This window comes from Alphaproteobacteria bacterium, assembly GCA_016722515.1.
In the GTDB taxonomy this organism is placed as follows: domain Bacteria; phylum Pseudomonadota; class Alphaproteobacteria; order Rickettsiales; family JADKJE01; genus JADKJE01.
In genome coordinates, this window is sequence record JADKJE010000003.1 from 291,968 (window position 1) to 304,251 (window position 12,284).

12 protein-coding genes are annotated in these 12,284 nt (G+C 42.4%); 8 read left to right on the forward strand and 4 right to left on the reverse strand.

Annotated elements, in window-relative coordinates; all coding sequences use genetic code 11:
• Window positions 1–2: 2 nt before the first annotated feature.
• Window positions 3–1,043: a COX15/CtaA family protein gene (locus IPP74_09925; protein ID MBL0319584.1), complete on the reverse strand. Its 1,041-nt coding sequence runs from the start codon at window positions 1,041–1,043 to the stop codon at window positions 3–5.
• Between the two features lie 185 nt (window positions 1,044–1,228).
• On the opposite strand from IPP74_09925, the gene mtaB reads away from it, so the two are divergent.
• From mtaB to IPP74_09940, 3 genes are all read left to right on the forward strand, one after another.
• Window positions 1,229–2,497, forward strand: a complete 1,269-nt coding sequence (mtaB, locus tag IPP74_09930; GenBank protein MBL0319585.1) for a tRNA (N(6)-L-threonylcarbamoyladenosine(37)-C(2))-methylthiotransferase MtaB — start codon at window positions 1,229–1,231, stop codon at window positions 2,495–2,497.
• 9 nt (window positions 2,498–2,506) lie between these two features.
• Window positions 2,507–3,520: a signal recognition particle-docking protein FtsY gene (ftsY, locus tag IPP74_09935; protein ID MBL0319586.1), complete on the forward strand. Its 1,014-nt coding sequence runs from the start codon at window positions 2,507–2,509 to the stop codon at window positions 3,518–3,520.
• 275 nt (window positions 3,521–3,795) lie between these two features.
• Entirely contained in the window at window positions 3,796–4,452 is a 657-nt protein-coding gene (locus IPP74_09940) for a porin family protein (protein ID MBL0319587.1), read from the forward strand.
• A 3-nt stretch (window positions 4,453–4,455) separates the two neighbouring features.
• On the opposite strand, the gene IPP74_09945 is transcribed toward IPP74_09940, so the two are convergent.
• Window positions 4,456–5,703 (reverse strand): tyrosine--tRNA ligase, encoded by a 1,248-nt coding sequence (locus IPP74_09945; GenBank protein ID MBL0319588.1) that lies wholly within the window; start codon window positions 5,701–5,703, stop codon window positions 4,456–4,458.
• 45 nt (window positions 5,704–5,748) lie between these two features.
• A complete protein-coding gene (locus tag IPP74_09950) occupies window positions 5,749–6,009 on the reverse strand; it encodes a CDGSH iron-sulfur domain-containing protein (GenBank protein MBL0319589.1) in 261 nt (86 codons plus the stop codon).
• A 99-nt stretch (window positions 6,010–6,108) separates the two neighbouring features.
• On the opposite strand from IPP74_09950, the gene IPP74_09955 reads away from it, so the two are divergent.
• From IPP74_09955 to IPP74_09975, 5 genes are all read left to right on the forward strand, one after another.
• A complete protein-coding gene (locus IPP74_09955) occupies window positions 6,109–7,074 on the forward strand; it encodes a homoserine kinase (GenBank protein MBL0319590.1) in 966 nt (321 codons plus the stop codon).
• A gap of 32 nt (window positions 7,075–7,106) precedes the next feature.
• Window positions 7,107–7,553, forward strand: a complete 447-nt coding sequence (rnhA, locus tag IPP74_09960) for a ribonuclease HI (protein ID MBL0319591.1) — start codon at window positions 7,107–7,109, stop codon at window positions 7,551–7,553.
• A 10-nt stretch (window positions 7,554–7,563) separates the two neighbouring features.
• A complete protein-coding gene (gene mutM / locus IPP74_09965) occupies window positions 7,564–8,397 on the forward strand; it encodes a bifunctional DNA-formamidopyrimidine glycosylase/DNA-(apurinic or apyrimidinic site) lyase (GenBank protein MBL0319592.1) in 834 nt (277 codons plus the stop codon).
• Between the two features lie 49 nt (window positions 8,398–8,446).
• Window positions 8,447–9,199, forward strand: coding sequence for a TlyA family RNA methyltransferase (locus IPP74_09970; protein MBL0319593.1), 753 nt, complete (start codon window positions 8,447–8,449; stop codon window positions 9,197–9,199).
• A 198-nt stretch (window positions 9,200–9,397) separates the two neighbouring features.
• Window positions 9,398–11,803, forward strand: a complete 2,406-nt coding sequence (locus IPP74_09975) for an ankyrin repeat domain-containing protein (protein ID MBL0319594.1) — start codon at window positions 9,398–9,400, stop codon at window positions 11,801–11,803.
• Window positions 11,804–11,844: 41 nt separating this feature from the next.
• Here the strand turns inward: IPP74_09975 and IPP74_09980 are convergent, their stop codons facing one another.
• Complete coding sequence (locus tag IPP74_09980; protein MBL0319595.1) at window positions 11,845–12,099, reverse strand: hypothetical protein; 255 nt, start codon at window positions 12,097–12,099, stop codon at window positions 11,845–11,847.
• Window positions 12,100–12,284: the final 185 nt, after the last annotated feature.

Sequence of the window (12,284 nt, forward strand, 5' to 3'; positions counted from 1 at the left end):
TGCTATACGGGGAGATGAGTGTTAACCATCCGGTGATTGATAAAAATAGCCGTACCAAACAATAATACAGCGCCCATTTGATGAAGGGAAGCTATCGGAATAGAAACAAAAGAAAGCAATGTTGCTATACCGAGGAGCACTTGACATACCCCAACTATCAAAAGAACCGTAATCGCCTGTTTCAGGACGGGAGTGAGTGGGTATTTTAGCGAAAAAAACCAAAAAAGGCAAATACTTATAAAGGTAACATAGGCAAGAATACGGTGGTTAAATTGTACCAGGGCATGATTTTCAAAGAAATTTTTATAAAAAGGCACCAGTGTATTATATTCTGGAGGTAGGAAATGATCTCCCATTAATGGGAAGGTATTGTACAGATAACCCGCTTTTAGGCCTGCTACGAAGCCTCCCAAGCCAATTTGAGTAAAGATAAGGGCTGTAATGATAAAGGATATCAGCCGTAATTTGACAGGGATTAAATCTCGATCGGGAGGATAAGCTTGATCCGTTTGCGAAAGCGAGAGCCATATCAGCGATGCATAAAGAGAAAACGCAATTAATAAATGGGCGGTCAAACGGTATTGGCTGACATCCACTCGGTTTACCAGGCCACTTTTAACCATGTACCACCCCATGGCGCCTTGGAGTGCACCCAGGCATAATACGCCCAGTAATTGCAACATCAGCTTTTTGTTAATGGCCCGAAGGTGAAGAAAATAAACAAATGGGATAAAGAATACCATAGCGGTCAGTCGACCAATCAGCCGATGAGTCCATTCAAACCAAAAAATCTTTTTGAACTCCGAAAGTGACATGTTTCTGTTTACCAGTTTAAATTCGGGTGTCTGCTGGTATTCGTTAAAAAGATGGTCCCAGTTGGCCTGGGTAATGGGTGGCATACCACCGGTAATGGGTTTCCATTGTGTAATCGATAATCCCGAGTCCGTAAGGCGCGTCACCCCCCCGATCCAGACCATCATGCCTACCATTAATGCACAAAAGAGGAGCCATTTAGCGAGGGAAAGAGATTGTTGAGGGTGCATAATTTTCCATTATAAACCGTTGATGTCTTAAAATCTCTACATCGCTTTTCAAGTAAAGTCAATTTAGGCTGTTGAGATGTATAGGGTTGTGGTATAATTTCGTTTTATTTAAACGGATAATGCTTCTTCCTCCGCTGTTCTCTGCACTAAAGAGGAGGGGGGGGGGGCATTTTCTTAAGGAATCTATGACATACCAGGTTATCAATTTTGGCTGCCGCTTAAATAGTTTTGAAGGTGAGGTGATTAAAAAGGCCCTCGGCGGAGCTGCGCCTGCGGGAGAGGTTATTGTTCTCAATAGCTGTGCCGTTACCCAGGAAGCCGAAAAACAATTACGTCAAACGATCCGTAAAACCCGCCGGCAAAAACCTGATGCATCTATTATAGTGACGGGATGTGCGGCCCAAATTAATCCTGATTTTTATGCTACCATGCCAGAAGTTGATCATGTGCTTGGTAACATCGAAAAACTAGAATCAGCTTCCTACCAGTCGCTGCTTCCGCACATAGAGCAGGAATCACGCCCCAAGGCACAGGTTCAAGACATTATGATGATTAAAGAAACGGCTGCCCACCTGGTCAGTAGTTTTGAAGGAAAAACGCGGGCATTTTTAGAAATCCAGAATGGCTGTAACCACCGTTGCACCTTCTGTATTATTCCCTTTGGCCGCGGCAATAACCGGTCGGTTCCGCTGGGGGATATTGTTGAGCGTGTACGTGAATTGGTAGCCAATGGCTTTAAAGAGGTGGTTTTAACGGGGGTTGATATTTCGGGTTATGGTGAAGATTTGCCAGGCCAGCCCACCTTAACAGAAGCCATACGCCGCATTCTTAAATTAGTACCCGAATTATCTCGGTTGAGATTATCGTCGGTCGATGTTGCAGAACTGAGTGAGGACTTTTTGAGCTTGTTAACCGCTGAACCTAGATTGATGCCGCACTTGCATTTAAGTATTCAAGCTGGCGATGATATGATTCTCAAGCGTATGAAACGGCGGCATTTACGCCAGGATGTGTTTGATTTTTGTGCTAAGGCTAAACGGCTTCGCCCTGATATTGTGTTCGGGGCGGATATTATCACAGGCTTTCCTACCGAAACCGAAGAGATGTTTCAAAACACGCTGGATCTCGTAGAACAAATAGGCATACCCTATTTACATGTGTTTCCTTACTCGGCGCGTCAAGGAACGCCGGCAGCAAAAATGCCACAGGTTCCTGTCGCTGATCGTAAAAGCAGGGCGGCCAGGTTGCGTGCGCTAGGAACCACTATTTTTTGTTCTTTCCTTGAAAAGAAAATCGGAAATACATATGACATTCTGATAGAATCATCCGGCATGGGCAGAACAGAAGATCATGCGGAAATAAAATTAGAGGGTGAGTTTGACGTTGGTTCTTTAATCAAAGCAACGGTGACTCATTTGGAAGACGGTGTTCTCTATGGGCGCGTTACTGGTTAAGGAAAGAGCATGTTTAAATTATTCCACCGCACTAAAACCGAGCAGCCGGTTAAAAACAGCACTGTTGAAACATCTGTTCAATTAGACACAACCGAAACAGCCAACGAGCCAGCTGGGTTTTTGAGTAGGCTTAAATCAGGCCTTGGTAAATCAGCCGGTAAGTTATCATCGGGTATTGCCGATATTTTCACTAAACGCAAATTAGACAAAGAAGCACTTGATGATTTAGAGGATTTGCTCATCATTTCCGACATGGGGGTAAAAACGGCCAGCGATATTGTCCAGGCACTGTCTGCAGCAAAATTCGAAAAAGACATCAGTCCTGAAGAAGTGAAGCATTTTCTGGCAGATAAAATAACCGACCTCTTGACTCCGGTTGCAAAACCACTTCACATTAATCCACAGCATCGTCCGCATGTTGTTCTAGTCGCTGGTGTTAACGGTAATGGTAAAACAACGACCATTGGTAAACTGGCTTCTTATTACCAGCAGCAAGGTCTATCGGTGATGATGGCTGCCTGCGATACGTTTCGAGCCGCTGCTGTTGGGCAACTTGAAGTGTGGGCTAATCGAGTAGGATGCCCAATCGTCATGGGAGCAGAAGCTGCAGATCCAGCGAGTGTTGCTTTTCAAGCACTTGAAAAAGCTAAACTGGAAGGGATTGATGTTTTACTGGTTGATACAGCTGGCAGGTTACATACTAAGTCCAACCTGATGGAACAATTAGGTAAAATGGTGCGGGTGATCAAAAAACTCGACGCATCGGCTCCTCATCATACTGTATTAGTACTTGATGCGACCACCGGTCAAAATGCCCACCAGCAAGTCAAAGAATTCCAATCTGCTATTGCAGTAGATGGGCTCATTGTGACGAAGTTAGATGGCACGGCCAAAGGCGGTGTTGTTGTTTCCCTTGCCAGAGAATTTGGTATTAATTTGTATGCCATCGGGGTCGGTGAGGGGATTGATGATTTGCGTCCTTTTGAAGCCCGTGCGTTTGCAGAGAATTTAGTCGGGTTATAATCAGTCGAAGACGGAGTGTGTGGGAACCGCCAATATTCCAAACCTAGGGTGACGCTCGAGCAATCAAACATTATATTGATCCCCTCCAAACTCCTTCCTCTTAACCTGTTAAAGTAATATGGAGCCGTAGGCGAGTGCTGCTTTAGAAGGTTGGAGACCCAGCATAACACTGATTACGCGACCAGCGCAAATCCATGCACGATCGTTGCTTGTTTATATTTGCTTAACGTTTATCCTTTAAACAATGGCTGAGGCTTTAATTTTCAGGATGTTTTATGAAATACTCAGCATTACCCGTACTTTTGATATCAACACTCTCTGCTTTATCGGCTTATGCAGCAAGACCAGGTGCTGCCAATTTATATGTAAGTGTCAGCGGAGATGTGTCGGTGGCTAATCAAGAAGATGTATCAGGATTGACAACGGGTAGTGTCCATTATGATAAAGGTTATGGTGGGAACGTTGCGCTAGGTTTCCGCCCCACGATGTTAAATAACCGTTCAGGTGCTGTACGATTTGAAGCAGAAGGTGGTTATCATACGTTCGGTTTGGACAAAGTAAATAATTCTGGATCGGTCAATCCAGATCCCAATGGTCATTTGAATATGACCACAGCTATGGGAAATATCTATTATGATATGCGCGCGACTCGGGGGATTACATCGTATGTAGGTGGCGGCCTTGGCTGGGCCCGGTTGAATTTTCCAACCAGCAATGGTTTGGGTAATACAAGTAGTTCGGATAACAACATGGCTTACCAGGCAATGGCCGGTATTTCGTTTACTCCATCGAGCATGCCACAAACCGATATAACGCTTGGCTATCGCTATTTGGGAGTTGCCTCCAGCAAATTCAAAGGAGTGGGGGGTGAAGTGAAACTCGACTCGTTTGTGTCTAGCGGAGTAGAAGCCGGATTAAGATACCATTTCTAGATCTTATTCCTGGTTTCGGATCCACTGAACTCTGACATGCTTCTTTTTTCCCGCTGATAATTTAGCAGGGGATTCATGCTGACGAAGAAGATCCTTTGTCAGATGAGAAGGATCTGCAATAGCCAGATCATTGATTTTACCACCGCCACCTTCAATCAAACGTCGTGCTTCGCTGCTGGATGCAACCAGACCAACCTGTTTAAATAAATGATATGCAGGGAGGTTTAAATCTTCGTCTGTGAGGTCATAGGTAGGAAGATTATCACCAAGTTGGTGTTCTTCAAATGTTTTACGAGCGGTTTCTTCGGCATGATTGGCGGCATCCCTACCATGGCACAAGGCGGTAGCTTCGGTAGCCAGGCGCTTTTTGGCTTCGTTAATATCGCGATCTTCCAATGCGATAATATCGGCTAGCGGTAATTCGGTGAACAGCCTCAAGAATCGGCCCACATCGCGGTCGTCGGTGTTGCGCCAGAATTGCCAGTAATCATATGCAGATAATTTATCGTTATCCAGCCAGATCGCCCCTTGAGCTGTTTTGCCCATTTTAGCGCCGCTGGCTGTAGTCAATAAGGGGGTGGTTAAACCATAGCTTTCGTTTAAGCCAAGGCGACGATTTAATTCTACACCATTGACGATATTACCCCATTGGTCAGAACCGCCAAGCTGCAAACGGCATTGGTGGCGTTTATTGAGCTCCGCAAAATCATAGGCTTGTAGGAGCATATAATTAAACTCCAGGAAACTTAAATTTTGTTCCCTTTCCAAACGCAGGCGCACGCTATCAAAGGTGAGCATACGATTGACTGAGAAATGGCTGCCGATATCACGCAGAAAATCGATGTAGCCTAAAGAGCTAAGCCAATCGGCATTATTCACCAAAATGGCATCATGACCGCTATCACCAAACGTCACAAATTTACTGATAGTGCGTTTAATGCCGGCAATATTAGCAGCGATGATTTCATCGGTCAGTAGTTTGCGTGATTCATCTTTACCGGATGGGTCGCCTACTTTAGTGGTACCGCCTCCTAGAAGAATGATAGGTTTATGCCCCTGTTTTTGAAAATGGCGCACCATCATCAATTGGATCAGGCTACCCACATGCAGTGAATCAGCCGTGCAATCAAAGCCTACATAAAAAGTAACGTTTTCTTTTGCCAAAAGTGCATCAAGGGTTGCCTCATCGGTTGTTTGGTGGATAAAACCACGATCAAACAAAATATGTAGAATGGGAGAATGAAGTGACATAAGCTTTTTTTAAATGAAATAAACGATACAGATTAAATTTAAATGTTAGACATTTTCAGGAAGGCATTTATGCGCACCGTCACACAGTGGAGCGGTTTTGGTGTATTTGCATCCGCAAAAGCCAACCAATTGATCGTGTTCGGGCGTATAAGCCACAGGCTTAAAGCCGGTATCTTTGTGTGAACCATCACAAAAAGGCTGATTTTGGCTGCGTCCACACGCACACCAATGATACAGGTTACCTTTTTGCACATTGATTTTAATTGATTTACGGGTTGCAACAACAGGCTTGGGATCATGAACCATAACATTCCTTCTTTTTTCTAGTTATAACATAAGACGAGGCTAGAAAAAAGTAAGAAAGTGGTTTAGGCTCGTGATCTGATCATTCACAGGAGACGTCTGGTGGCCGTTTATACCCGCCTTTCTAGAAACGATATTACACAATTTCTGGCTCAATATACGCTGGGTGAGCTCCGTGAGTTCCATCCTATCCAAGAGGGGATTGAAAACACGAATTACCTGATCATTACCTCTGAGGGGAAATTTATCCTGACTCTTTTTGAGAATCGAGTGAATGAAAAGGATATACCGTTTTTTATTGAACTTAAAAAATACCTGGCTTCTTGCGGGATTGCTTGTCCTAAACCAATGATAGATCAAGATGGACGCCTGTTTAGCGTATTGGCAAATAAACCTGCCGTGATTGTTAGCTTTCTTCACGGCCGGGGAGTTGAACATATCGAAGGATTCCATTTGCCGGCGCTTGGAGAACAACTAGCCAACATGCACAATGCCGTTGAGGGATTTCACCAGACTAGACAAAATGATCTTTCAATAAAAGGCTGGCAACAGCTTTTTGATAAAATGGCTACCAAGTTAAACCTTGTAGATCCCGCTTTGGAATCGATGATTAACAAGGAGTTGGACTTTTTAAATGTATCCTGGGATTTTGATATTCCGCGAGGTGTTATTCACGCTGATTTGTTTCCCGATAATGTTTTTTTTGAAGACGAAACACTCACCGGCGTTATTGATTTCTATTTTGCGTGTACCGATTATTTTGCTTATGATTTAGCGATCTGTATTAACGCGTGGTGTTTTGACCCAGCCTGGAATTTTAAGCCGAATTTTGCGGCTTCTTTGGTGAAAGCCTACCATCGACAACGTCCGCTTTCAGAAACGGAAATCAGTGCGCTGTCGGTGTTGTTGCGTGGTGCTGCAATTCGCTTTCTGCTCACCCGTTCTTATGATTTTATCAATCAGGTGCCTGGGGCATTGGTCAAAGTTAAAAATCCTCATGAGTATAGTACTAAACTTGCCTTCCACCAGCAGCATCCGGTAAGCGATTGGCTACCGGTTATGGTCTGACAATCAATGAAAATAAATGAAGTGAAATACACATGAGTGAATTAACCAACATTGAAATATACACCGATGGTGCTTGTTCTGGAAATCCAGGCCCCGGGGGGTGGGGGGCTATCCTTAAGAAAGGGGATACGCTCAAAGAGCTTAGTGGTGGTGCAGTGATGACGACGAATAACCGGATGGAACTTCAGGCAGTTATTGAAGGATTAAAGTCACTGACAAGGCCTTGTCGAGTTGATATTTATACGGATAGCCGTTACGTATCCGACGGCGTTGAAAAATGGTTGGTTAACTGGAAGAAGAGGGGGTGGAAATCAGCCAGTGGCGATCCTGTTAAAAACATAGAACAATGGAAAGAACTGCACGACCTTGTTGAAATGCATACCTGTAAATTTCATTGGGTTAAGGGGCATAATGGACATCCCATGAATGAGCGTGCTGACGAATTGGCGCGAGGTGCAATACCCAAAACACCGCGTTAAGGAAAAACGTATGCCGGAATTACCCGAAGTTGAAACTATTAAGCAAAATCTAGAGCTGTTGATCATCGGAAAGATCGTGGCTGAGGTAGTATTACGTCGCCCGGATTTGCGGATTCCTATTCCTAAAGCATTACCCCAAGTGCTTAAAGAGCATCAGGTTATTGCGGTTGAAAGGCGAGCCAAGTACCTTCTCCTTACCTTTGATCATAACCGTGTGGTGATCTTGCATTTAGGGATGAGCGGCAGGATTCGTTTTGAACGAACATTAAAGAAGGACTTTCAGACACATGACCATGTGGTGTTTATCTTTACCGATGGTTCGGCGATTGTGTTTAATGATCCGCGCCGTTTTGGTTTGATTGAGTTAACGGCAGTGGATGTGTTGGGTCAACATCCTTTGTTTAAGCATCTAGGGCCTGAACCACTGCATCTGGATTTTACCGGTGAGTTGCTGTTTGATACGATTCACCAGCGGCATAAAGCTATTAAATTGGCGTTGATGGATAATCAGGTGGTCGTGGGTGTTGGTAATATTTATGCATCAGAAAGTTTATATCAAGCAGGAATTCATCCGTTGCGACCGTGTTCGTCGCTCACCAAAGACGAATGTGAAGCGTTAGTAGCGTGTATCAAGCAAGTGTTGGTACGCGCCATTGATGCGGGTGGTTCAACCTTAAAAGATTATTCCCAGGTGAGTGGAGAGTCGGGATATTTTCAGCATCAATTTTTAGTTTATGGCCGTGATAAGGAACCATGCCAACAATGTAACCATATTATTGAAAAAGAAGTTATTGGTGGGAGATCTTCATTTTTCTGCGTTATATGTCAGCCTGTTAATCGTTAAATTGAATGTAAAAGATAAATCACAAAAGATGAAATATAAAAGATGAAACATGAAACATAAAAAACGTTTGGATCAACTTCTTGTAGAGCGAGCGTTGGCGAATGATACTAAGCAGGCCCAGGCGCTTATTATGTCGGGACAGGTTTTGGTGGGAACGCAAAAAACGGATAAGCCGGGTGAGATGGTTTCCGTGGAGGCCGATATCACCATTAAATCGCGTAGAGACCATCCCTATGTTTCCCGCGGTGGTTTAAAAATTGCTCATGGCCTGGATCATTTTGCGATTGATCCTGCTGGTACCATTGCACTGGATGTGGGATCCAGTACCGGAGGCTTTACCGATGTCTTATTGAGGCGAGGTGCTACAAAAGTGTATGCTGTGGATGTTGGCTATGGGGAGCTTGATTATCGACTTCGTCAGGATCCACGGGTGGTGGTACTGGAGCGTACCCATGCCAGGGATGTGAGCAGGGAATTAATACCGGACCCCATTGATATATTAGTCTGTGATGTAAGTTTTATCAGGCTACAGAATGCGCTTCCAAGGCCATTGGAATTGGTACGGCCTTCAGGCAGGGGGCTTGTACTCATAAAGCCCCAATTTCAACTCCCAAGGGAGCTTATAGGTGAGGGAATTGTGACGGATCCAGCCCTTCACACACGTGCATGTGAGGAGGCATCTTCATGGTTTTCAAGCCAAAAAGGCTGGGAAGTCAAAGGGATAACCCCAAGCCCTATTTTGGGCGGAGATGGTAATACGGAATTTTTATTATATATAGCAAAAGTTCGCGATAGCGCTTGAGATTGATACTAACTATTGCCTGCTAATGTTAATGATGCATTAATGATATATAATTTAATTAAATCATTTAATGTTGATGTTTTATTTATTTTAATATATAATAATATTTAAAGCGTATAATTAGTCCCTCTTAATATTATATGGAATATTAGTAATTATATGTTATAATATATATTAAATATATTAAAGGTATACAAAATGGCTACTTTATTTGGGCGTTTTCATATTCCGTTCACCTCTAGAGCAGTATCACTCAAAGAAGAAAATGCTAGTCCTACTGAAGGTAATGCTTCGCTTTCTCTAGAAGAACCTGTTCCTCAATCGCCTATACCTGACGCAGAATCCCGTGAGGAAATAACGCACAATCTAGAAGGACTTACTAAAAATCAGCTTCTTGGCGCAGTGCGAATAGGTATTATAGATACCAGAAAAACTGTAGATGATGAAGATGGCAAGCAACCATACACAGCTTTATTAAATGATATTAATAGTCGGCAAAATGATATAACCGTTGAAAATGTGCGTGACATAATCATCAATGCAAAAGGAGAACTCGCTAAAAATTATGATAATCAACTTAAGCCCCTGATTGATGAAAGACGGGTTCAATTGGAGGAACAGGCACAAGAGCAGAAGTTCAAGAGTGATTTACATGAAGCCGCCAGAGAAGGGCGTCATGAGGATGCTTTAGAAATGGTGGTGGATAATTATAACAAACTGGATGTACGCCTCTCTAATGGTGAAGAAAAAATTTCTGAACGGCAGCAGCAAGCAATAAATGAACTTAGTAGCCGGATTCAATCAATGCCTCTTAGAGATAGAAGAGCTATTTATCAACATTACGAAACGAAGGAAAACGATCCTAAAACCCAATCGCACCAGTTGCAGGTATTTCGCTATAATACCAAGGAAAGCCTGAAGGATGTACTTTTAGGAGATAAACAAGGTTTATCCGATGAACAATGGGGCCAACTTATAAACGAAGCATTCTCTTCCGTTATTCTAAATAAGAAACAATTCGATAAAGTTAAGATATCACTTCAGAGCTTTGCTAACGAACCCGATACTCTTCTACCAGAAAAACGCATACTTCAGCCTGGAGAATTAAACGATTTTATGTCACGAATTGGGCCTGAACCACTTGTGGCATATGAAAAGGAACCAGGAGAATTCATTAACGAATCCGTGTCGTATTTTGGAGTTAAAGATGCCAGGGCCTATGACGATTTATCCGAAAAACGTACTAAAGCGCAAAAAGAAATCCATTCTTATCTCTATCCTGAACAATATCTTCGCGAGAAAAGTTTTAGTACAATAACCCTTGAACAACGTAAGGAATTGGAGGAAAAAGCTGCTAAAATTGATTTAAAACCCGATAATGAAATTACTGAACGTGAACGGAAACTGCTCGATGTTATGTTACTTGGTAGAGAATACGATGCTATTCATAACAGTCAACAAGAAATAGAAGGTGTACAAAAGTATCACAGAGCGGATCGAATCCAACACGTTGAACCTCTCAATGAACAACTTAAAAATCAAGAATTCGAAGAAACAACTAAAGAAATGGAAAAAGTAATTAATGGTGATGATAAATTAATTAAAAATGACAATGAAGCAATTAAAGGTGATGAAGAGGTAATTGAGGTTGGTAAATCTTTAAAACCTAAAAAAAGAGCAGGATTTTCAGGTGAAGTAGTAATAGTAAAAGGAAGCTATTCACTTGATAATAAGGAAGCTGCTTCTTTCCAGATTGAAGATATACGAGATGAAGATTCAAAAACACCTTACAAAAAAGAAAGTGAATTACGTAAGCCACTAAAAATGCAAACATTGGAATCTTTTATTGAAAATACTTATTACGACGCGGCTCGTGAAGTATTAGCGAGCCCTCAAAATATAAATCCATCTCTTAAAGGTGACCGCATGAATCGGGTAATTAATGCTATTGCATCAAATATGGTTCAGCATTATCCAACTATGTCGGATAACGAAAAGGAAAATTATGAGGAAGACCTTAAAGAGATTTTTAAAAATAACATGAAAGAAAGTTCTCGCAATATAGGTCAAGTTCATGTCAACGAAAAAAAGTTACTCAAAGCCGTGGCTCAACATAATACTAACTTTAATGAGTTAGCGCGGTTTGAAAAAGTCGTGGATGGGAATGACAAATTTAAAGCCTTTGCTAATGAGCGAGGTTTTACAGATTTGCATAAAGCTGCATATTCGGGCAACCACAGAGCCGTGACAGCAATGATTGCCAGAGGAGATGATATTAATGCTCAAAGTAAGGAAGAAGGAACTGCCTTACATTATGCGATCCGTAGCGCCAACAAGGATATGAGTAATCTTAATATCAGTGATGAACAAAAATCGTCTATTGCTAAAACCTATTTGATTATGATTAAGCAAATCAGAGCTCAAAAACCTAAAATTGGTTTTCGCCAATGCTGTAAGGATCTTGAAATTGATCCAAAAAAACTTTCCAATCAATTAAAGCAGAGCAAATCAGATGATAAAAGTGACGCGAAGGACAAGCCAAAAGGTGAAGGTGATCATGTTAAGAACTTAAAAGGAAAGAATAGTAGCATATACAGAAATTAGAATTTGGTTCATGACTATTAGGAATTTTGCGACTAGCGATATTATATTTGATTCATCAGCTTAACCCAGTCATCTTCACTAAGCACCTTGACACCCAACTCCTCAGCTTTGGTGAGTTTCGACCCTGCCTCATACCCCGCTACCACAAAGTCGGTTTTGGCGGACACGCTGCTGGCCACCTTAGCCCCTAAGGCTTCGGCGCGTGCTTTGGCTTCCTGGCGGGTCAACAGGGCAATTGCTTGAAAATGCAAATGGTTCCACCTTTGGCAGCGATTATCAAGTAATTGAATTATAATTTAAATAATTGAAAAGCTGTGCAAGAGCATTCCACGGCCATAGGCTCTTGATAGTAGGGCCTTTAACTCAAATAGTAAGGTTAACTGGTGTAATGCCTAAAGAAACTCACGTTGACTTAGGTTGCCGTGGTCACGATGTCACCAAGTTAGAAGTAATTGTAGTAATACAGAAACCTGGGATAACG

What these genes read in the sequence shown, in the direction of transcription:
- IPP74_09925 (MBL0319584.1), bottom strand. Translation starts at nt 1,043, where the DNA reads ATGCACCCTCAACAATCTCTTTCCCTCGCTAAATGGCTCCTCTTTTGT.
- IPP74_09970 (MBL0319593.1), top strand. Translation starts at nt 8,447, where the DNA reads ATGAAACATAAAAAACGTTTGGATCAACTTCTTGTAGAGCGAGCGTTG.
- rnhA (MBL0319591.1), top strand. Translation starts at nt 7,107, where the DNA reads ATGAGTGAATTAACCAACATTGAAATATACACCGATGGTGCTTGTTCT.
- IPP74_09975 (MBL0319594.1), top strand. Translation starts at nt 9,398, where the DNA reads ATGGCTACTTTATTTGGGCGTTTTCATATTCCGTTCACCTCTAGAGCA.
- mutM (MBL0319592.1), top strand. Translation starts at nt 7,564, where the DNA reads ATGCCGGAATTACCCGAAGTTGAAACTATTAAGCAAAATCTAGAGCTG.
- mtaB (MBL0319585.1), top strand. Translation starts at nt 1,229, where the DNA reads ATGACATACCAGGTTATCAATTTTGGCTGCCGCTTAAATAGTTTTGAA.
- IPP74_09945 (MBL0319588.1), bottom strand. Translation starts at nt 5,703, where the DNA reads ATGTCACTTCATTCTCCCATTCTACATATTTTGTTTGATCGTGGTTTT.
- IPP74_09940 (MBL0319587.1), top strand. Translation starts at nt 3,796, where the DNA reads ATGAAATACTCAGCATTACCCGTACTTTTGATATCAACACTCTCTGCT.
- IPP74_09950 (MBL0319589.1), bottom strand. Translation starts at nt 6,009, where the DNA reads ATGGTTCATGATCCCAAGCCTGTTGTTGCAACCCGTAAATCAATTAAA.
- ftsY (MBL0319586.1), top strand. Translation starts at nt 2,507, where the DNA reads ATGTTTAAATTATTCCACCGCACTAAAACCGAGCAGCCGGTTAAAAAC.